At 50.8% G+C, this 19588-nt stretch carries 21 protein-coding genes and 2 tRNA genes; 20 read left to right on the top strand and 3 right to left on the bottom strand.

The genetic code is table 11. The annotated features are described in order from the left end of the window. Window positions 1–28: 28 nt before the first annotated feature. From FP827_01875 to FP827_01845, 7 genes are all read left to right on the top strand, one after another. The gene (locus tag FP827_01875; protein MBA3051830.1) at window positions 29–274 is read left to right on the top strand and encodes a 50S ribosomal protein L27; all 246 of its coding nucleotides are present in this window, start codon (window positions 29–31) and stop codon (window positions 272–274) included. A gap of 9 nt (window positions 275–283) precedes the next feature. After that, entirely contained in the window at window positions 284–1255 is a 972-nt protein-coding gene (gene obgE / locus FP827_01870; GenBank protein MBA3051829.1) for a GTPase ObgE, read from the top strand. Further along, window positions 1252–2322 carry a glutamate 5-kinase gene (proB, locus tag FP827_01865; GenBank protein MBA3051828.1) on the top strand — a complete coding sequence of 357 codons (1071 nt, stop codon included), beginning with the start codon at window positions 1252–1254 and terminating at the stop codon, window positions 2320–2322. The genes obgE and proB overlap by 4 nt, the downstream gene beginning before the upstream one ends. Window positions 2323–2359: 37 nt before the next feature. Beyond that, window positions 2360–3307, top strand: coding sequence for an NAD(P)-dependent oxidoreductase (locus FP827_01860; GenBank protein MBA3051827.1), 948 nt, complete (start codon window positions 2360–2362; stop codon window positions 3305–3307). Window positions 3308–3402: 95 nt separating this feature from the next. Beyond that, complete coding sequence (locus FP827_01855; GenBank protein ID MBA3051826.1) at window positions 3403–4704, top strand: pyridoxal phosphate-dependent aminotransferase family protein; 1302 nt, start codon at window positions 3403–3405, stop codon at window positions 4702–4704. After that, the gene (locus FP827_01850; protein ID MBA3051825.1) at window positions 4668–5780 is read left to right on the top strand and encodes an N-acetyltransferase; all 1113 of its coding nucleotides are present in this window, start codon (window positions 4668–4670) and stop codon (window positions 5778–5780) included. Before FP827_01855 ends, FP827_01850 begins: the two co-directional genes overlap by 37 nt. 24 nt (window positions 5781–5804) lie before the next feature. Continuing rightward, window positions 5805–6449: a YaeQ family protein gene (locus FP827_01845; GenBank protein ID MBA3051824.1), complete on the top strand. Its 645-nt coding sequence runs from the start codon at window positions 5805–5807 to the stop codon at window positions 6447–6449. A gap of 36 nt (window positions 6450–6485) precedes the next feature. On the opposite strand, the gene FP827_01840 is transcribed toward FP827_01845, so the two are convergent. Next, a tRNA-Thr gene (locus FP827_01840) sits at window positions 6486–6558 on the bottom strand. Between the two features lie 55 nt (window positions 6559–6613). Between FP827_01840 and FP827_01835 the strand changes: the two genes are divergently transcribed. From FP827_01835 to FP827_01800, 8 genes are read left to right on the top strand one after another with little or no spacing between them, the layout of a single operon-like run. Next, a complete protein-coding gene (locus FP827_01835; GenBank protein MBA3051823.1) occupies window positions 6614–7015 on the top strand; it encodes a thiamine-phosphate pyrophosphorylase in 402 nt (133 codons plus the stop codon). Beyond that, window positions 6997–8223, top strand: coding sequence for a phosphomethylpyrimidine synthase ThiC (gene thiC / locus FP827_01830; protein MBA3051822.1), 1227 nt, complete (start codon window positions 6997–6999; stop codon window positions 8221–8223). Before FP827_01835 ends, thiC begins: the two co-directional genes overlap by 19 nt. After that, window positions 8154–8729 carry a hypothetical protein gene (locus tag FP827_01825; GenBank protein ID MBA3051821.1) on the top strand — a complete coding sequence of 192 codons (576 nt, stop codon included), beginning with the start codon at window positions 8154–8156 and terminating at the stop codon, window positions 8727–8729. Before thiC ends, FP827_01825 begins: the two co-directional genes overlap by 70 nt. Continuing rightward, window positions 8711–9193 (top strand): hypothetical protein, encoded by a 483-nt coding sequence (locus FP827_01820; protein ID MBA3051820.1) that lies wholly within the window; start codon window positions 8711–8713, stop codon window positions 9191–9193. The genes FP827_01825 and FP827_01820 overlap by 19 nt, the downstream gene beginning before the upstream one ends. Before the next feature lie 3 nt (window positions 9194–9196). Then, complete coding sequence (locus tag FP827_01815) at window positions 9197–10453, top strand: hypothetical protein (GenBank protein MBA3051819.1); 1257 nt, start codon at window positions 9197–9199, stop codon at window positions 10451–10453. Then, complete coding sequence (locus tag FP827_01810; protein ID MBA3051818.1) at window positions 10450–11457, top strand: potassium channel protein; 1008 nt, start codon at window positions 10450–10452, stop codon at window positions 11455–11457. The genes FP827_01815 and FP827_01810 overlap by 4 nt, the downstream gene beginning before the upstream one ends. 6 nt (window positions 11458–11463) lie before the next feature. Next, on the top strand, window positions 11464–12444 hold the full coding sequence (locus FP827_01805) for a glycosyltransferase family 9 protein (protein MBA3051817.1): 981 nt from the start codon (window positions 11464–11466) through the stop codon (window positions 12442–12444). Beyond that, window positions 12441–13460 carry a glycosyltransferase family 9 protein gene (locus FP827_01800; GenBank protein MBA3051816.1) on the top strand — a complete coding sequence of 340 codons (1020 nt, stop codon included), beginning with the start codon at window positions 12441–12443 and terminating at the stop codon, window positions 13458–13460. Before FP827_01805 ends, FP827_01800 begins: the two co-directional genes overlap by 4 nt. Before the next feature lie 8 nt (window positions 13461–13468). On the opposite strand, the gene FP827_01795 is transcribed toward FP827_01800, so the two are convergent. Further along, window positions 13469–14614 carry an RtcB family protein gene (locus FP827_01795; protein ID MBA3051815.1) on the bottom strand — a complete coding sequence of 382 codons (1146 nt, stop codon included), beginning with the start codon at window positions 14612–14614 and terminating at the stop codon, window positions 13469–13471. Window positions 14615–14869: 255 nt separating this feature from the next. Here FP827_01795 and FP827_01790 point away from each other — a divergent pair, with 255 nt between their 5' ends. Together FP827_01790 and FP827_01785 are read left to right on the top strand one after the other, a co-directional pair. After that, window positions 14870–15487 (top strand): FKBP-type peptidyl-prolyl cis-trans isomerase, encoded by a 618-nt coding sequence (locus tag FP827_01790; protein MBA3051814.1) that lies wholly within the window; start codon window positions 14870–14872, stop codon window positions 15485–15487. 10 nt (window positions 15488–15497) lie between these two features. Continuing rightward, a complete protein-coding gene (locus FP827_01785) occupies window positions 15498–15995 on the top strand; it encodes a nitroreductase family protein (protein MBA3051813.1) in 498 nt (165 codons plus the stop codon). Between the two features lie 21 nt (window positions 15996–16016). Here the strand turns inward: FP827_01785 and FP827_01780 are convergent, their stop codons facing one another. Beyond that, entirely contained in the window at window positions 16017–17192 is a 1176-nt protein-coding gene (locus FP827_01780) for a hypothetical protein (protein ID MBA3051812.1), read from the bottom strand. Between the two features lie 166 nt (window positions 17193–17358). Here FP827_01780 and FP827_01775 point away from each other — a divergent pair. The 3 genes from FP827_01775 to FP827_01765 form a co-directional block, all read left to right on the top strand. After that, window positions 17359–17431 (top strand) — tRNA-Gln (locus FP827_01775). 186 nt (window positions 17432–17617) lie between these two features. Then, window positions 17618–18961: a magnesium transporter gene (mgtE, locus tag FP827_01770; GenBank protein MBA3051811.1), complete on the top strand. Its 1344-nt coding sequence runs from the start codon at window positions 17618–17620 to the stop codon at window positions 18959–18961. An 80-nt stretch (window positions 18962–19041) separates the two neighbouring features. After that, window positions 19042–19588 (top strand): MBL fold metallo-hydrolase (locus tag FP827_01765; protein ID MBA3051810.1); only part of this gene is annotated, 547 nt, incomplete at its 3' end.

Genomic DNA, 19588 nt, shown 5'->3' with positions numbered 1-19588 from the left:
GAAAATTAAATAAACGGAGGCTATAAAAATGGCACATAAAAAAGGACAGGGCTCATCGTCGAACGGAAGAGACTCGGAAGGCCGCAGGCTCGGTGTTAAGATATCCGGTGGACAGACCGTGAAGGGCGGCGGCATAATACTCCGCCAGCGCGGGACAAAAGTTATTCCGGGCATTAATGCGGGGATAGGGCGGGACGACAGCATTTTCGCGAAAATCGCGGGCACAGTCAAATTCCACAGCAGAGCCGGCAAAAAAATAGTTTCAGTGGAATAACCCAGCCTTTTGAAATCGCATTTCGCCGATAGGGCTAAAATCACGGTTAAAGCCGGCGACGGCGGCAGCGGCTGTGTTTCGTTCAGAAGAGAAAAATTCATACCGAAAGGCGGCCCCGACGGCGGCGACGGCGGCGACGGCGGCAGCGTCATTCTCGAGGCCTCACCTCACCTTGTCACACTTTACGATTTCAAACTTCGTCCCTACTACAAAGCAGAAAACGGCATTGGTGGTGAAGGCAGCAGAAAAATGGGCAAGGACGGGGAAACACTCAGGATAAAAGTACCCTGCGGCACCGAGGTTTACAGAGATGGTAATCTCATAGCCGATCTTGTTTTCGAGGGCGACAGTGTCTCGGCTGCTCGCGGAGGCCATGGCGGCCGCGGGAATGATTTTTTCAAAAGCGCCGTGAACAGAACTCCCCGCCGTTTTGAAAAAGGAACCCCCGGGGAAGGGGGAGAACTGCTCCTCAAACTCAAACTCATAGCGGATGTCGGTCTTGTGGGTTTTCCCAACGCCGGCAAGTCCACTCTTCTGGGGCGTATCTCAAACGCGCATCCGCGCGTGGCAGCGTATCCTTTCACCACGCTCAAACCCAATCTCGGCGTGGTGGAGACCCCGACGGGAAAGATCAGTTTTGCCGATCTGCCGGGAATCGTTGAAGGGGCTCACGCGGGCAAGGGCCTGGGCCTTGAATTCCTCGCTCATCTTGAAAGGGTCAAGATCCTTCTTTTTGTTCTGGATGTGAACGGCTTCAGCTCACAGGGCGATCCGTACGCTGATTTTAAAATCCTGCTGGATGAGATAAAACAGTATAATCCTTTTCTGCTGGAAAAACCTTTTGTGATAGCCGTGAATAAAATAGATACATGCGGTGACGCGCTCGCGTATACTGATTTCAGCGGAAAGCATTTCGGGATCTCCGCGCTCGAAGGAACGGGCGTCAAAGGCCTTATAGAACACATAAGAGAGGTGTTATGAAAAGAGCTGTTGTGAAACTGGGCACGGGTTTGTTGAGCGATAACGGCGGGATCAGCGCCTCTGTCATAAGCGCGGTAAGCGGGGAAATAGAGTTTCTTAAAAAGAAGGGTTTTCAAATCCTTGTTGTTTCCTCCGGCGCCGTCGGATGCGGGATGATAAAGCTCGGCCGGAAGCGGCCGGCGGATATCTCCGGTGCGCAGATGCTGGCTTCCGTCGGACAGCCCCTGCTGATGGATATGTGGATGAAAGCGCTTTCAAAAAAAGGCCTCACCGCCGCTCAGGTTTTATGTTCGGCGGATGATTTCTCCGACAGAAAAAAGTATCTGAATCTCAGAAGGGCGCTTCTGAAAATCCTTGAAGAGGGCATTGTGCCAGTGATAAACGAAAACGATTCGGTAACCGTTGACGAACTTAAATTCGGCGACAACGACAGGCTGTCGGCTCTGGCGGCAAGTCACATAGAGGCGCGCGACCTTGTGATCCTCACAAATGTTGAAGGACTTTATGTTGACGGGAAACTTGTGAGCGAATTAAAAAATATAGATGACGCTGTTTTAAGGAGCGCCGGCGCCGCCTCGGAGTTCGGCACCGGGGGCATGAAGAGCAAGCTCCTTGCCGCAAAGATAACGCGGCTTTCCGGATGCCGTTTGACGATAGCTTCGGGGAAAAAGCGCGGTGTGCTCAGAAAAATCCTCTTTGACGGGGAAAATCCCGGCACGCTTATTCTTCCTTCGGGAAAGATCAGGAACCGCAAGAGATGGATAGCTTTCGCCAGCGCCTGCCACTCGTCTATAAGTGTTGACGCCGGCGCGTATAAAGCGGTAGTGAAAAACGGAAGGAGCCTGCTCGCCGCCGGCATCACGGGAACCGAAGGTCAGTTTGCGGAAGGCGACACGGTGAACATTGTTCACGGGAAGAAAATTTTCGCGCGCGGTATCGTGAATTATTCGGATTCCGAGGTGAGGAAGATACAGGGCTGCCAGAGCCGCGGCATCAGCAAACTGCTCGCGCGCGAAGCCTGCCCGGAAGTCATCAACAGAGATAATCTAGTTCTTACCGAAGAATGAAATTTGTAGGCACCCCCCGGTCCGACATTTATAAACAATGAAAATATTTTTAACGGGCGCGACGGGCTTCATAGGAAAAAATCTCGTCGAGCATCTGAAAGGACATGAGCTTTTCTGCCTTGTCAGGAGCCGGAAAAAATTTGAGAGCATAAAGGGTGAAAATGTTTTTCCGGTTTACGGTGATATACGGGAAGAACTCCCGGACCTGCCCGAAGCCGAGGTCATAATACATAACGCCGCCGTGGTGCGGGCTCCTTCAAAAACATATTATGAGGTTAATACGGCGGGTACCTTGGCCCTGCTCAATAAAGCGAAGAAAATAAAAACCCTGAAAAAATTCATATTTATTTCGTCCCAGGCGGTGTCAGGGCCTGCCGGGTTGAACCGTCCGGCGGAAGAAAGCGACGAGCCCCGCCCCGTGTCGGACTACGGGAAAAGCAAGGCCCTCGCTGAGAAACTGGTCAGGGAATCCTCCCTACCCTATCTCATCTTACGCCCTGCGGCTGTTTACGGCCCCGGAGACAGGGATCTTTTTGTCACTTTCAAAATGGTGAAGAATGGTCTGGCCTTTCTGCCGTCGGGCGAAAGGTTCCTTAATTTTATAAATGTGAAGGACGTTTGCGCGGGAATAGAGAAAGCCCTGTTCTCTACATGCGTGAACGACACTTTTTTTCTCGCTCACCCGGAGCCGCAAACGCAGGAAAGTTTCGTCAGTGCTATTGCAGCAGCGGCAGATAAAAAATGCCGTGTCCTGCGCGTGCCTTCTCCTTTTTTGAAACTGGCAGGGGCATTTTTTGCAGTGACCGGATTTTTCACCCGCAAAACCGCTCTTCTCAATCCGCAGAAAGTGAGAGAGATAACAGCCGGGCACTGGATTGTTAATACGGAGCGCATGCTCAGGGGGCTGGATTTCCATCCCGCCTATGATCTGAAGAGAGGCGCCGCCCTTACATTGAAATGGTATGAGGATCAGGGTTGGCTTTAATTCAGGCTTCGCTATGCATTGTCTTGACGGAAAAATTTGTTTATTGTTTAATTTACATGGAAGCCGTGACATAACAAATGCCGGAGGAGATACGAATGGAACTTTTTGATAAGGTTAAAAATTTCACCATAGCCCGCGAGGTGCAGAAGGCCGGGCTTTATCCCTATTTCCACACTGTGGAATCCGGGCAGAATGCCGTGGTGACATGCGAGGGCCGCCGCATGATAATGATGGGCTCAAACAGTTACCTCGGCCTCGCCACCGACCAGAGGCTGAAAAATGCCGCCATAATGGCAACCCAGAAATACGGCACGGGATGCGTGGGTAGCCGCTTTCTCAACGGCACGCTTGATATACATGAGCAGCTGGAGAAAGAGCTTGCCGAATATCTGGGAAAACCGGCGGTCATTGTCTTCACCACCGGCATGCAGGTGAATCTCGGCGTGATATCAGCTCTGGTGGGGAAAAAAGATTACATAATAGCCGATAAATTCGATCACGCATCAATTCTCGACGGCTGCCGTTTGTCCGCTGGCACGCTTGTGAGGTTTAAGCATAACGACATAGAGGATTTTGAGCATGTGTTGAAGAGTCTTCCGGAAGACTCCGGAAAACTTGTTATAGTTGACGGCGTTTTTTCCATGGAAGGCGATGTCGCTCCGCTTGATAAGATGCTGCCCATCGCGAAAAAGTACGGCGCCAGGTTCATGGTTGACGACGCTCACGGCGTGGGCGTTCTCGGACGATGCGGCCGCGGCACCTGTGACCATTTTGGTTTGACCGACGAGGTGGACCTCATCATGGGGACATTCTCAAAATCTTTCGCATCAACCGGCGGTTTCATAGCGGGGGATGAGGATGTTATCCATTACATAAAGCATCACGCCCGGTCTCTGATTTTTTCCGCCGCGCCCTCTCCGGCCAATGTGGCGTCGGTTATCAAAGCTCTTGAAATAGTCAAAAAGGACAAGAAAAGAATAGCGCGTCTGTTGAAGGTGTCCGAATATATGAGAGATAAACTGAAAAGCATAGGGTTTGACACCGGATCGACGACAACGCCGATCATTCCTGTCGGTATAGGTGATGACATGACGGCTTTCAAGATGTGGAAGAGCCTTTTTGACAAGGGCGTTTTTGTCACGCCCGTGGTTTCGCCCGCCGTGCCTCCGGGCCGCGCGCTTATAAGAGTGAGTATGATGGCTTCTCACACGAAAAAACATGTTGATGAAGCCTGCGCGGCTTTTAAAGAGGCGGGGGAAGAACTCGGGATAATTCAGAAAGGAAGCGGCGAAAAAGTGACGCCGAAACCGCAACGCATGACAAAAATGTGGAATGCCCTCAATGGCTGGATGAAAAATCTATGGAACTGGCGCAGGTTAAAACGCCCGATGAATTAAAGCGTTTCATAGAATTTCCCTACGCTTTATACAAAAAAGACCCCAACTGGGCTCCGCCTCTCATTTCAGAAATGAGAGAAATGTTTTCTGATAAAAATCCTTTCTGGAAGCACTCTGAAAAAGCACTTTTTCTGGTGAGCGGACCGGGCGGAGGAACGATCGGCCGCATCGCCGCCATTATCGATGAGAATCACAACAGATTTCACGGCGAGAAATGCGGTTTTTTCGGTTTTTTTGAATGCGGGGAGGACGCCGCCGCCTCGCGGATCCTTTTTGACGCGGCCCTGTCTTTTCTCCGCTCCCGAGGCATGACAATCGTCAGGGGGCCCATGAACCCGTCCACAAACGACGAGTGCGGGCTTCTTGTGGAAGGCCCGGATGAGCCGGCGAAGATAATGATGCCCTACAACCCCCCATATTACGCGGATCTCATCTCATCCGCGGGTTTCTACAAGGCAAAAGACCTAATAGCTTTTGTAACGGATGCCGGGAGGGTGCCGGCGAAACGCCTCGCGTCCATTTCCGAAAGAGTGCTGAAAAGGAACCCCGCCATAAGCGTCAGGCCCATCAACAAAGATGATTTTGAAAACGAAGTGAAGATCATTATGGACATCTACAATGCCGCGTGGGAAAAGAACTGGGGCTTTGTTCCGTTCACCGACGATGAAATTTTTTATATGGCGGGTAAACTCAAACGTATCGTGGATCCGGGGCTTTTGCAGATCGCTTTTTACGGCAGGGATCCGGCGGGTTTTATAATGACGCTGCCGGATATCAACGAGGCGCTTAAAAAGATCCGGGGACGGCTGACGCCGCTTGCGGCGCTCAGGTTTTTTTATTATTTCAAGAAAATCAAAAGCATACGCGTTCTCACCATGGGGGTGAAGAAGCGTTATCATCAGATGGGGATAGAGAGCATTCTTTATTACCGGTCGCTTAAAGAGGCGCTCGAAAAGGGCTATAAGGAATGCGAATTCTCATGGGTGCTGGAGGACAATGTGATGATGATGCGAGCGGCGGATATGCTCTCCGGCAAAGCCTACAAAAGATACCGGATCTTCGAGAAATCTCTGTGAGCGCATGCAGCCCGCGTTCCGCCAATGATAACGGCAGAGCTGCCCGTAGACGGCCGCTCGCGAGTGCGGCTCGCTGCCAATTCGCTCGGAGCGCCTGGCAAACCCCTCACTCATATGGCCCGCTCCGGGCAGCTCTGCCGTCGTCATACCCGAAGACATCAGCAAATGAAAGATAATTATATTTTTACAGGCCGCGGAAAAAAGATAGTTGTGGAGAAGAAGCGCGGCCAGACCCGCGTCCGCGTTGTCTTAAAACTTCTGGCCCATGAAATGTTTTCAGGCAGGCTGAGATTTTCCGGTAAGGCCGGGTTTACTTTCAAACCCGATCTGTACGCCGGAGCGGTTGACGGTCAGAAAGCTTTGTGGGCTGACTGCGAAGAGCCGTCCGAGAAAAAGATAATGTTTTTCCGTTCACGCAAAGATATTTTTTCGGTGTTCGTGTTCCTTCAGGGGAAGGATCCCGCTCTGGCTCTGGCGAAACTTTTCAAAAGGCACTCGGTTGAGGCTGTTATATATGCCTTTGAGGAAGAATTCATACAAAAACTGGCCGGAGCGCTTTACAGGAAAAACACTTTCAAATGTGTTTTATCGGGAGGCCGTGTGCAAGTGACCCTCAACGGCTCCGCTTACAGCAGTTCCGTTTACTCCAACATCGCTTCGGCTTTTTGAAAAAACAGAAATTTGGCTTGATTCCTTTAAAGTAAAAGCCGGCGAGAGGAATCGAACCCCCGACCAGCGGTTTACAAAACCGCTGCTCTACCAGCTGAGCTACGCCGGCTTAAACTGAAAAAATCTTACTTTATTTTTGGCCGTTAATCAAGTATAATGTGCCCATGCGCAAACTGAGTATTATTGACGCTAACCTCAACCGCGCCAGGGAGGGGTTGAGGGTCGTGGAAGACATAGAAAGATTTTATTTTAAGAGCGGTAAATTCGCGTATCTGAGAAAACTCCGCCATCGTCTGGCGGCGCTTTTCGCGGATGATTATGAGAGCCTTGTGAAAAGCCGAGATGTGAGGAGGGATAAAGGCGCGGGAATTTCCGAAAAAGGAAGGAGCTGCGTCACTTCCGCTCGCCGGGCTAATATCTCGCGCGTCGGAGAGGCGCTCCGCGTTCTTGAAGAAATAATCAAGCTTGACGATGTGAAAAAGTCCGGCAGGATAAAAAGAATCCGCTTCCGGCTTTATGAAATAGAAAAGGGTTTTGTAAAAGAATTATGCAAACAAAAAAAATAATCAGACAGCTGGCCGCCGAAGAAGGAATTTCCGTGGGAGTTTTTGAGAAAAATTATAAGGCCGGCCGCATCGCCATTATGAAGAGCCGCCTTTCAAAGAGACGCGCGGTTGCCGTGGGTAAAGATCTGAGCGTTAAAATAAACGCCAACATAGGCCTTTCGCCGCTTGCCTCCGACTGGAAAACGGAGATAAAAAAACTGGACGCCGCGGTTCAATACGGAGCCGACGCGGTTATGGACCTCTCCTGCGGAAAGGATTTCCTGAGGGTCCTCAAAAAAGTGCTGGAGCGCTCAACTATTCCGGTGGGAACGGTGCCGGCCTATCATCTTTTTTCAAAGTACAAACGGCCCTCACCCGCCGCATTTTTTGAGGTGATAGAGGAGCAGCTCGCGCTCGGAGTGGATTTTGTAACGGTGCACTGCGGCGTGACGCGCGAATCGCTCAATTATCTGAAAAAGCACCCGCGCCTGGGCGGGGTCGTCTCAAGAGGGGGAGGCCTGATCTTCGGCTGGATGCAGGACACCGGATGGGAGAATCCTCTCTACAGCGATTTTGGCAGACTCGTAAAAATAGCTGCAAAATATAACGCCGTGCTGAGTCTCGGCGACGGCTTGCGTCCCGGCTCCATTTCCGACGCGAATGATTATCTCCAGATCCTCGAGCTTAAAACGCTCGGAAAACTTTTCCTCAAGGCCCGCCGCGGAGGAGTCGATGCCATGATAGAAGGCCCGGGGCACATACCGCTCTCGCAGATAGAGAAAGTCGTAAAAGACGAGAAAAAACTCTGTCACGGCGCGCCTTTTTATGTGCTCGGCCCCCTGGTGACGGATGCAGCCGCGGGATTTGACCACATAACTTCGGCCATAGGCGGGGCTCTCGCAGCTTCTTACGGCGCCGATTTTCTCTGCTATGTGACGCCGGCCGAACATCTGGGCCTGCCCGACGCCGATGATGTGCGATTGGGCGTGATAGCCTCGCGCGTGGCCGCTCACGCGGCGGATGTTTCCAGAGGCCGTCCCGCAGCGCTGAAAAGGGACAAAGCTGTTTCACGCGCCCGCTTCCGTCTTGACTGGCAGGGCATGAAAAAAAATCTCCTTTTCCCCGAAGTCATAAAGGCCGGTCATCTCAGCAGAAAGGTCTGCACGATGTGCGGCGATTTCTGCCCCATAGAGCAGACGCGCAGGATAATGAAAAAGATCGTGAAATGAAATTCCCGCAAAAAATATTTCTTCCACTGAGGCATCCGGAAAAGCTCAGGGCCGGGGATTTTTTACTTTTAAACGGAGCCCTTGCCGTTGCGCGCGACAGCACGCTCCAGAGATTTTTCTCCTCGTCCCGTAAGAGTTTTCCCGGCGATGCGGCGATTTTTTACTGTGGTCCCATTATCAGGGACGCTGAGGTGATAGCTTCCGGCCCTACGACATCTTCAAGAATGGATTGGGCGCTGGAGGGGATTCTTTCCAGGGGCGTCGGCGTTATAATAGGCAAAGGCGCTCTTTCGCCGTCGGGCTCGGCGGCATTGATAAACCGCGGCGTTTATTTTGAGGCCCCGGGAGGCGCGGGGGCTCTTCTGGCCTCCCGCGTGACGGCGCACAAGACCATTGCTTATGCCCGGCTCGGCGCTCAGGCGCTGAGGCTCTTTGAGGTGAGGGATTTCCCTGTCATAGTGTCGCAGGATTATGAAGGCCGCAATATATGGAGGAAAAAATTGTGAGAGAAGTGCGGGTGGCCGTCGGCGTTAAAATAAAAAAATTAAAGGTCAAACCCTCTCCGGGTAAAGTCTTTTACAGGGTTTATGAAAAAGGCCATCCTGAAACTATACCCGTCATCAAGGAAGCCTCCCGCAAAGCCTGCTCGGATTTTGACAGCTATTCGGCCCTCATTTACAAAGACACGGGGAAAAGATTTGTGTTCATGGCCGGCATCTACGCCCCGGCGGGTGCGCCCTCACCGTCAAAAGAGCCGGATGATATGGCAGAGAAGGCGCGCAAAGCCGTTTTCACCGAAGTGTTTCTGAAGATGAAACATATCATGGCTGAAATAGCCGCCCGGGAGCTGGGCGAAAAAAAATTGAAAGTGGAGGCCGAAGAAATCCCCCTCTCAGAGGCCGCCGATATTCTCGGAGCCGAGGGATTTGATTTTGAGGAAGGGCCGGTTGCCGGGGAACTTAAAATATAAAATATGGGCCTGACGCTTATAATCATCAACACCGTCACGCTTCTTTTTCTTCCGCCGCTGCTTTTTCTGGCGGCCCTGCCCAGTCTTTACCGGTATATTAAAAGGAGCAGGGGAACATTCCACCAGCGCTTCTATCTTCCCGGCGCCGATTTCATTTCCGGCGGAGTATGGTTTCAGGCCTCTTCCGTGGGTGAGGTGAAACTGGCGCTTGTGCTTGCCGCCGAGCTCAAAGACACAGGCCGTCCGCTATATCTTTTTGCCATGACTCCGGAAGGCAGAGCGCTCGCGAAGACCTCCGGCGCTTTTACCGGAGTGTACTACGCCCCCGTGGATATTTTTTTCATCACCCGAAGTTTTATGAAAAAAGTCGCTCCGGCCCTCGTGGTGCTGATAGAGCTCCAGCTCTGGCCCAATCTCATAGAGTCGGCCTCGCGTCACTCTAAAATAGCGCTTGTAAACGGCAGGGTTTCTGACAGGAGTTTTCCGAAATACAAACTTATCAAGGCTCTGACGCGGATGATGCTCGAAAAAATAGAAGTGATATCGGCCCGCACGAAGAAAGACGCTGACAGGTTTATCGCCATGGGAGCCGATCCCGCGCGTGTGTCGGTGACGGGGAATATCAAATACGATATTGTCGCCGGGCCGTCTGCCGCCAGAGTCAGCCGGAAAGATTACGCTGTTCCGGAAGCGGCTCTGGCCATAAGCGCCGGCAGCACTCACAGGGGTGAGGAGGAGGCCGTTATAGACGCCGTTCTCCCGCTGGGAAAGGATGTTTACTGCATAATAGCTCCCCGGCACATAGATCGCGTAAGAGAAATAGAGCGCGTTTTCAGGCGGAGAAAAATACCCTGTTCCCGCTTCAGCCGCTCTGGCGGTTTTACGCCCGGCTCACGCTTTCTGCTTGTGGACAGGATAGGGTTGCTCGACGGCATTTACGGGATTTCGGATATCTGTTTTGTCGGCGGTTCACTCGTGCCTCACGGCGGTCAGAATTTTGTTGAGGCTGTCCGGAGGAAAAAAGCCATTGTTGTGGGCCCTCACACGGGAAATTTCAGCGAGGAATTTGATATACTGAAAGATGAGCTTTTTGTTGTTCCGGACAGAGCTTCTCTGGCAAAGGCTTTTAGGGAGCTCGCTTCTTCAAAGGAAATGAGAGAGAAAAAAGCCGAGGCGGCTTTTGAAAAACTGGATATGCTCAAAGGCGCCCTGCGCCGCAACACGGTCGTCATAAAAGATCTGCTGCTGAATAATATATGAACAGAAAAATCGCGACGATTATTTTCCTGGTGCTTTTCGTGATAGCCGCCGGTACTTTCGGCTACATGCTGATAGAGAAATGGAATCTAATGGATTCCCTCTATATGACCTCAATAACGCTTTCCTCCATCGGCTTCGGCGAGGTGCATCCTTTGAGCCCCGCTGGTAAAATATTCACGATGGTGCTGATACTCTTCGGCTTTTCGCTCGTGGCGGGCCTGGCCGGTCTTTTTACATCCCTGATACTGCAGGGAGAAGTGGGAAATGTTTTAAGGAGGCAGAAGATGAAGGAGACCATAAAAAACATGAAAGGGCATCACATAATATGCGGCCTTTCGCCCGTCGGCGAGGCGATCGTGGGTGAGTTCTACCAGGCAAGGCAGCATTTCGTCGTCATAGAAAAGGACGAGAAGAACCTGGAGAGGATTAAAAAAACGCTTCCCGATCTAAGGTATATCATAGGCGACGCTTCCCAGGACGATGTTCTCATAGAGGCGGGTGTTGAAAAAGCCAAAACGGTGCTGTCCTGCCTCAGCAGTGATGCCATGAATATGTATGTTGTGATATCGGCGAAGAGCCTCAACCCCAGGATCAAGGTTGTCGCTGAAGCCGTTGAAGAAGAAGCGGAAGCAAAGCTGAAAAGGGCGGGAGCCGATGCCGTGGTGTCGCCGCAGAAGATCGGCGGTTTGAGAATGGCCTCAACGGCGCTGCGGCCGAATGTGGTGACCTTTCTCGACATAATGCTCAAGGAGAACGAGGGGGAATGGAGAATAGAAGAGATGTCCATACCGGATAAATCCCCATTCCTCAATTACACGCTTGCCAAAAGTCAGATCAGCAAAAACACGGGACTGGTTGTGATAGCTATCAAAAAGGCGCTCACGGGCAGATTTATTTATAATCCCGACGCCGCCACATTGCTGGAGGCGAATGATAAAATACTTGTTCTCGGAAACCCCGATAAGATGGAGAGGCTCGACCGCTATATTTCGCAGGGAAAGTGAGACGGTATGAATTTTGCCGTCATAAGATTCAGTTCGCTGGGTGATGTGATACTCACAACGCCGCTGTGCGAAAATATCAAACTCAATCACCCGGGAAGCTTCATATATTTTTTCACGAAAAGGGCATACGCGCCTGTTTTTGAGGAGAATCCTTTTGTGGACAGGGTCATAGCGCTTGAAGATCACGGTTTACCGCAGCTCCTCCGCCTTATGAGGAAAATAAATCCGGACAGGATTTATGACCTTCATTCCTCTCTCCGCAGCCGCGCTCTGGGCGCGTTGTTTCCTTTGCGTGCGGGGAGAGTCAAAACTTACAGAAAGGAGAGAAAAAAGATTTTAAAAGGTAAAAGCGCAATCATTCCCGGCGCCGTCAGAAGATATCTTGACGTTCTTGCGGCGGATAAAATAAAAATACACACGGATAAAACGGCTTTGTTTTTAAGCGCCCGCGAAAAAGACAGGGCCCGCCGTATTCTTTTGAGCCAGGGTATTCCCCCGGACGGTGAGATCATCTGCGTGGCGCCTCAGGCAAAATGGCCGCTTAAGGAGTGGCGCCGCTTTCCCGAATTCTTTGAGGCGGCGGCGAAACCCGGGCGCTATTTTATACTGACAGGGGATGATTATGCCCGGGCGCAAAATCTTCTTCCCGCTAACAGGTATCATGTAAATTTTGTCAAAAATCTCAGCGGGCGATTGAGCATGAGGATGTTTTTCGCCGTTATGGGCGCGGCATCATGCGTTATAAGCATGGATTCCGGAGCCGCGCACGCGGCCTCGGCTCTCGGAAAACCTCTCATTGTTTTTTTCGGGCCCACCGTCACTGATTTCGGGTTCGCCCCGGCCGGGGCAAAGATAATGCAGGTTGATGTTCCCTGCCGCCCCTGCCATCTCCACGGCGGGAAAGACTGCGCCAGGGGAGACAGGGTGTGCATGGAGTCCATAAGCGCAAAAGATCTCACGCTCGCTATGGAGGAGATGCTCAAATGAAGATCCTGATAATGCAGTCGGCTTTTATAGGCGATGTCATACTGGCGCTGCCGCTTGCCGAGGCGGTCAAGCAGAGTTTTCCGGAGAGCGAGATACATTTTCTGACGCTCCCGGCCTATAAAAAATTCGTGGAAAAACATTCCGCCGTCTACAGGGTGATAGCCGACGACAAGAAGGATAAAAACCGCTGTCCTGTAAATTTTCTTTCTTTCTGCGCGAAATTGAGAAAAGAAAAATACGATATTGCCCTTGTTGTGCACAGATCTTTCAGGAGCGCCCTTATGACGCGTCTTGCGGGCATAAAAAAGAGAGTGGGTTTTGATATTTCACCGGGGAGTTTTTTCTTCACCGAAAAAGTGAAATATGAACAGGCATCGCACGAGATAGAAAGAAATCTCAGCCTCGCCCGCCGGGCGGGTTTTGACTCCTGGGACGGGAAATGGAACATGCCCTTTGACGAGGATTTTGAGGAGGCCGAATTCGGCGTTCCCCAGTCAGCGTCCCGCGCGGAAAAGCCCCTTGCTGTCATAAGCCCTTTTTCAAACTGGGGCACGAAGAGATGGCCTGCGGAATACTGGATAAAGTTGATAGACCTGCTGGGCCGGGATTTCAGGGTGGCCGCCGCCGGAGCTCCCGGGGATGTTGAGGGGTGGGGGGGGATAAAAAAAGCCGTTGACGGCGAAGTGATGGATTTTGTGGGAGAGACGGATTTTCTTGAACTGGCATCCCTCGTAAAGAACGCCCAGCTGCTTATAACAGGAGATTCCGCGCCGCTTCATCTGGCCTCGGCATATGGGGTGCCAACCGTCGCTATTTTCGGCCCGACGGTACCCGCTTTCGGTTTCGGGCCTTTCAGGCAGAAAAATATTATCCTGCAGAAAAATCTGCCCTGCCGCCCCTGCAACATCCACGGACCGCAAAAATGCCCGCTAGGTCATCACCGCTGTATGAGAGACATCAGCCCCGGGGAAGCCCTCGGCGCCGCCCGGAAACTGCTGGATGAAACCCGTAAATAACAGCGGAATTATTCCGCGGCCTTGAAATTATAAACCGGTTTCAGGAAGGAATTAATCGTCACAGCCGGTTCCAGCTGTTTCAGTATGAAAGCACTTTTTTTATAAGCCGCCGGCGCTTCGTCGATGGTGCTGCGGGAGACCGAGGATGTCCAAACGCCCCCCATGCTCTTTTTGAATTTATCCATATCCAGCTGTTTCCGTGCCGCGGTTCTTGACATTGTTCTTCCGGCGCCGTGAGGCGCCGAGCAGTTCCAGTCCTCGTTGCCCTTGCCCTCACCGAGTATGCATCCCTCAGCCATGTTGAAGGGGATTATCACGCTTTCCCCTTTGCGTGCGGATATGGCCCCTTTTCGTATTATTGAATCCTCAAAGCTGATGTAATTGTGCACCGATTCTATTTTATTGAAAGAAGCGTATCTCCCGCCGTAGAATTGTTCGAGTATCAGAAATGCTATAACGCTTCTGTTGAGGGCGGCGTACATCTGGGCTATCCTCATATCGGCTTTGTAATTTTCAGCGTTTTGCCCCGTGAGATATTCAAGCCCCTTCATTTCGCCGGTTTTTCTCCTGGCGAGATGCTGGTGAAAAAGAGCCACGCGCAACCCGAAGTTCCGGGATCCGCAGTGTATCACAAGAAAGCTTTCCCCGCGTTCATTCCGGTCTATCTCTATAAAATGATTGCCTCCCCCGAGGCTCCCTATGGACCGCATGACTCTGGGGCGGTCCTGTTTTTGGGTGAGGCAGATGCGTTTTATCTCCGATAGAAAATCAGCGTAACTCTTTCCGGGGAAGAGGCGGCCGAATAAAAATTCAAGCTCCGTGGAAGTTTCTTTCCTCACATTTCTGCCGGAGGGGATTTCCCAGCGTATGAAATGATCCAGCGCGGCAAAATCCGTTTCCCTGTCTTTGAGATCCCATGCCGCGACGCCGCAGCCTATATCCACGCCTATTATGTTCGGTATGACTTTTTCGCCCAGCGGACCGGTAAAGCCGATGACGGCTCCGGCCCCGGCGTGCACATCGGGCATTATCCTGATCTTCCCGTTGCTGAAAGCGATGTGATCGAGAAAAGTCAGGATCTGCTGCCGAGCGCTTGATTCGACCTCGTCGCAGAATATTCTTGCGCTGTTGTATTTGCCGGTTAATTCCACCATAATGCATTTTAACTAATTTCATGCTATGTAAACAGTCCGTTGTTTTTTCTGGCAATTTCATGGAAGTTATAATACAATAAAAAAGATATCGTCCGCCGGGTGTGGGGCGGGTTATCAGAAAATAAATATTGAAAAGTTTGGCGTTTGGGATAATGAAGAAAGGAGAAGTGCATGAAAAGTGAAGTCAGGTCTTACGCAGGTTTTATATTGTTTTGTTTGATTATGCTTCCGGCTTTTGGCTGCGCGAAAAAAAACATGGAAACACAGAAAGAGAAAGTCGGCTACAGCATCGGATGGGATATCGGGAACAACTTGAAGAGCCAGGGCATAGACGCGGATCTCGCGTTTATGAAAGAGGGCATCAAAGACGCGCTTGCCGGCGCTCAGCCGCGGCTCACGCTCGAGGAACGGCGCGAAGTGATGATGGCGCTGACGGCGGAACTGCAGAAAAAGCAGGCGGAGGGCAACGGGGAATTGTCAGCGAAGAACAAAAAAGAAGGCGACACATTCCTTAAGCAAAACAGCAAAAAAGAAGGCGTGAAAACGACCTCCAGCGGACTTCAGTATAAGGTGATAAAAAAAGGCACAGGGGCGAGCCCTTCCGCGACGGATAAAGTGACGGTTCATTACAGCGGCACGCTGATAGACGGCACCGAGTTTGACAGCTCCTACAAAAGGGGAGAGCCCGCGACATTTCCTTTGAACGGGGTGGTACGCGGCTGGACGGAAGCGCTGCAGCTGATGAAAGAAGGCGGGAAGTGCGAATTATATATTCCGTCGGAACTTGGTTACGGCGAAAGAGGTTCGGGAAGAACGATAGGGCCGGGCGCGGTTTTGATCTTTACGGTGGAACTTATCTCGGTCAACAAGTAAGGGGATCATTATGGAAACTTATGATGCGATAAAAAAAAGAGTGAGTGTCAGGAAATATTCCTCGCAAACTGTGTCGAAGGAAGACCTGGAAAAAATAGTGAGCGCAGGCGCTCGCGCCGCCACGGCGAACAATGTCCAGCCCTTTGAATTTATAGTAGTGACCGACGCGGAGAAAAGAAAAGAACTCGCCGCAATCGCCCCGAAAAACGGGCCCTATATGGCTGAAAGCCCCGCCGTCATCGCTGTTATAAGCGAGCCGGTCAAGTATTATCTTGAGGACGGTTCCGCCGCTACTCAGAATATTTTATTAATGGCCAGAGACCTGGGCCTCGGCACTGTGTGGGTAGCGGGCGACAAAAAAGACTACGCTCCGGCGATACTGGCGGCACTGAACGCCCCGCCGGATCATAAACTTGTCAGCCTCGTGTGCGTTGGTTATCCGAAAGACGGTTTCGCACAGACTCCTAAAAAGAAGCTAAGCGACGTCCTTCACTGGGAAAAATATTAACCTTTTGCCGCCGTTAGGTGATTAGTAGAGCGCGGTTTTTACTTTGTCTGTTAATTTGATCGCCATTTGCTCAATACCGGCTGATGTGGCGCTGTCTTCTTTAAATGAGTCGATAATTTGGCCTGTTTCCACTTCAATTATATCCACGGCTAAGATGTATCTTGAAAACAGTTTGCCGCAAGTGCCCACGATGATCAATTGCACATTCAAAAGCCTGCCCATTTGAACGGCGCAATCAGCTGTTGTACAGCCCATCTGCTGAAAACCCTGCTCGGCCAGCGTCTTATCCATGTTGCTCCTGTCGAGCACGTTAAAAGCTCTTGTGTTGATAAGGGCCCTCTGAAAGAAATTCGTTATAAATCCTGCGTCCGATGCGGAGAGAGGCGGGTTGCTTTCAAAATTAGCCACTGCGATATTTTTTTTCTTCGGATCGGAGCCGTATTTTATCCTGTTTTTCGGCTGCGTATTCAGGAGAGCTTTGACCACATCGGGATAATTTTTATTTTCGGCTATATCCAGCGCGCTGTATCCATGGTTGTTTTTAATATGAGTGTAAGCGCCGCGCTCGATTAATATTTTCGCAAGCGGAGCGTTGTTATTTTCAGCGGCCATTGTTAGAGCGGTGTTGTTATTATTGTCTTTCAAGTTTACATCCGCGCCTCTGTCAATCAACAGCTTGGCCAAATCGGTATAATTTTTAGCGGCGGCCGCCATTAAAGCTGTCATTCCCGCCTTATTGGTCGCGTTAATTTTTGAACCTTTCGCGAGCAAGCGGTCTATCAGATTGATGGAATTATTTTTTGCGGCTATTGTCAGAGCTGTTTCGCCGTCGGAATTAGGTATTTTAATATCCGCGCCGTTTTCCAGCAGCATGTCTGCTATTAACCAGTCCCCCCGTCTCAAAGCTTCTAACAAAGCCGTTTCTCCGTTTTCTCCCTGGGCATTGATGTCAGCTCCGGCGGCTATTAATAATTTTGCTATGTCGTGAGCTCCCATCTTAGCCGCGAAAATCAGGAGAGGGCCGTTAGAGGCAGAACTTCCGTAACCGCTGAGCGTGGTTGCGGCATTAATATCCGCGCCGGCGTCTATTGCTTTTTGCACAGCGTCGGCATTATTGTTGATGATATAACTTCTTCGGATAGACGGAGCGCATCCCGTCATGAATATACAAATGCCTAAAATAAGATATTTTTGCATCTCTTATGTGATTATACCCCAAAAACAGGCAAACATCAACCGTATAAATGCCAGCAGGCTGTCGCAAAACTGTAATTACAGCGGCAGAGATAAAACACTTGTTGATAAAACACTTGTTTTGACATGGTCGTCAAAATGATTATAATAGTAGGCAATTTGGATATATTGCCGGGTCGTTCAATTGGTAGGACACCAGACTCTGAATCTGGGCGTTGGAGGTTCGAGTCCTCCCCCGGCAGAAATTTTCGAAAACCATCACTTTTATATTACCGAGCACAATTCATAAATCCAAGAAAAAAGATTTGAAGAAATAAAATAGCCCGGCGCCTCCGACTATCATTTTGCAATGCAAAATGTCCCGGGGCGGCGCTTGAACCCGGAGATTTTTTGTTTACATCGGAGCCTTTTTTTGATTTAATTCCCTCATGCTGAAAGAACTCTTAAAACCCGAAATAGAGGAAATGATCGCGGAGAAAGCCTGGCATTCTCTCAAGAACATTCTTATTGAATGGCCGGAGGCCGATATCGCCGATCTTCTTAAAAATCTTGAGGACAAGGAAGCCATCGTTCTTTTTATGCTTCTTCCGAAACAGCTGAAGGCAGAGACCTTTGCCGAACTGGATCCCGAGAAACAGACGGTCTTCCTGAAAAGGATAGGCGATGAGGTGATAAGGGATATTGTCCTGGAATTATCCCCCGATGACAGAACGGAGCTCTTTGAGGAGCTGCCGGGGAGAATCACAAAAAAACTGTTAAATTTCCTGCCGCCGGCAGAGAGAAAAGAGACGCTGAAACTCCTGGGTTATCCCGAAGATAGCGTCGGCCGGCTCATGACGCCGGACTATGTCGCCATCCGCCCGGAATGGACGGTGCGGGAATCGCTGGAGCACATACGGGAATTCGGTCATGACGCAGAAACCGTCAACAGGGTATATGTGATCGACAAGAACTGGCATCTTCTGGACGATATATCTCTCAGGAAGCTGATACTCGCGGATCTCTCCAATGAGGTGTCATCCCTGATGGACAGGAACTTCATAGCGGTTTCACCCTTTGATGATCAGGAGGTCGCCGTGACAAAGATCAAGAAATACGATCTTTTCGCGATTCCCGTCGTGGACTCCGAAAATGTCCTTTTAGGAATAGTGACGGTTGATGATGTTCTTGATGTTTTTGAGGAGGAGGTCACGGAAGATGTGCACAAGGCCGGCGGTATCGTGCCCCTTGAAATGAGTTATTCCGCCGCGTCATCTTCGGGTCTCTACAAAAAAAGGGTCGGGTGGCTGCTCTTGTTTCTGGCCTCCGGATTTGTTTCCTCAATGGTTATCACATATTTCGAGGGCATGCTCGCAAAAGTCGTGGCCCTGGCCGCCTTTATCCCCGTCATGATGGGCGAGGGCGGGAATATAGGCAATCAGGCCTCGGTTCTCATCGTTCGCGCTCTGGCTCTTGGAGAGCTCACCACGGCCAAGTGGTTTAACATAATGAAAAAAGAACTGGCCATAGGTATTTTGCTGGGCTTGACGCTGGGCGTTGCCATAGGTTTGTGGGGATACCTCTGGAAGGGCGATTACAGGATAGGCCTTGTCGTGGGCTCTTCCATGCTTTTTATATCCCTGTGGGCGAATTTGCTGGGCAGCGCTCTGCCCATTGTACTCACGAAATTCAAAATGGATCCCGCGATCATCTGCGGCTCTCTTTTGATGACGGTGATAGACACAACCGGGCTGATGATATATTTCTCAATAGCCGGTCTGCTGTTGTTTTAATCTTAGAGAATTCAGGGGTTTGTGCGCCATGGACGATGGGAGCGGAAAACTAAAAAAAAGTGGCGGAGGAAATTGATAAAATGAAAGCGAGAAAAATTGTTAACGATGTTTACTGGTTGGGGGCAGTTGACTGGGACAGGAGGCTTTTTGATTCTCTCATCCCGCTGCCCGACGGCACGAGTTATAACGCTTATCTGATACGCGGCAGCGAAAAAACAGTTTTGCTGGACAGCGTTGATCCGGCGATGGCAGATATTCTTCTGGCGCAGCTTGAGGATATTCCGAAGATTGATTATTTAATCGCGCATCACGCGGAACAGGATCATGCGGGAACGATTCCGCGGGTTCTTGATAAATATCCCAACGCCAGGGTCATCGCCACGGCTAAAGGCAAGGGCCTGCTCGTCGACCATCTCGGAATTTCACCCGACCGCGTCAAAACCGTTGACGATGGAGAAGTCCTGAGTCTGGGGAACAAAATACTGGAATTCATACACACCCCCTGGGTGCACTGGCCGGAAACGATGTCGACGCACCTTAAGGAAGACGGGATACTTTTCAGCTGCGACTTCTTCGGATCGCATTTGGCGACGACCGATTTATATGTGAAAGATAAGGCCCGCGTTT

The sequence above is a fragment of the Candidatus Omnitrophota bacterium genome (genome assembly GCA_013791745.1).
Lineage (GTDB): Bacteria > CG03 > CG03 > CG03 > CG03 > CG03.
The sequence above is the reverse complement of the archived record's forward strand: the minus strand, read 5'-3'. Positions and strand labels throughout refer to the sequence as shown.

Excerpts from the sequence above, each read along its gene's own strand:
- FP827_01875 (MBA3051830.1), top strand. The coding sequence starts at position 29 with ATGGCACATAAAAAAGGACAGGGCTCATCGTCGAACGGAAGAGACTCG.
- proB (MBA3051828.1), top strand. The coding sequence starts at position 1,252 with ATGAAAAGAGCTGTTGTGAAACTGGGCACGGGTTTGTTGAGCGATAAC.
- FP827_01860 (MBA3051827.1), top strand. The coding sequence starts at position 2,360 with ATGAAAATATTTTTAACGGGCGCGACGGGCTTCATAGGAAAAAATCTC.
- FP827_01855 (MBA3051826.1), top strand. The coding sequence starts at position 3,403 with ATGGAACTTTTTGATAAGGTTAAAAATTTCACCATAGCCCGCGAGGTG.
- FP827_01850 (MBA3051825.1), top strand. The coding sequence starts at position 4,668 with ATGGAACTGGCGCAGGTTAAAACGCCCGATGAATTAAAGCGTTTCATA.
- FP827_01845 (MBA3051824.1), top strand. The coding sequence starts at position 5,805 with ATGATAACGGCAGAGCTGCCCGTAGACGGCCGCTCGCGAGTGCGGCTC.
- FP827_01835 (MBA3051823.1), top strand. The coding sequence starts at position 6,614 with ATGCGCAAACTGAGTATTATTGACGCTAACCTCAACCGCGCCAGGGAG.
- thiC (MBA3051822.1), top strand. The coding sequence starts at position 6,997 with ATGCAAACAAAAAAAATAATCAGACAGCTGGCCGCCGAAGAAGGAATT.
- FP827_01820 (MBA3051820.1), top strand. The coding sequence starts at position 8,711 with ATGGAGGAAAAAATTGTGAGAGAAGTGCGGGTGGCCGTCGGCGTTAAA.
- FP827_01815 (MBA3051819.1), top strand. The coding sequence starts at position 9,197 with ATGGGCCTGACGCTTATAATCATCAACACCGTCACGCTTCTTTTTCTT.
- FP827_01810 (MBA3051818.1), top strand. The coding sequence starts at position 10,450 with ATGAACAGAAAAATCGCGACGATTATTTTCCTGGTGCTTTTCGTGATA.
- FP827_01805 (MBA3051817.1), top strand. The coding sequence starts at position 11,464 with ATGAATTTTGCCGTCATAAGATTCAGTTCGCTGGGTGATGTGATACTC.
- FP827_01800 (MBA3051816.1), top strand. The coding sequence starts at position 12,441 with ATGAAGATCCTGATAATGCAGTCGGCTTTTATAGGCGATGTCATACTG.
- FP827_01795 (MBA3051815.1), bottom strand. The coding sequence starts at position 14,614 with ATGGTGGAATTAACCGGCAAATACAACAGCGCAAGAATATTCTGCGAC.
- FP827_01790 (MBA3051814.1), top strand. The coding sequence starts at position 14,870 with ATGGAAACACAGAAAGAGAAAGTCGGCTACAGCATCGGATGGGATATC.
- FP827_01785 (MBA3051813.1), top strand. The coding sequence starts at position 15,498 with ATGGAAACTTATGATGCGATAAAAAAAAGAGTGAGTGTCAGGAAATAT.
- FP827_01780 (MBA3051812.1), bottom strand. The coding sequence starts at position 17,192 with ATGCAAAAATATCTTATTTTAGGCATTTGTATATTCATGACGGGATGC.
- mgtE (MBA3051811.1), top strand. The coding sequence starts at position 17,618 with ATGCTGAAAGAACTCTTAAAACCCGAAATAGAGGAAATGATCGCGGAG.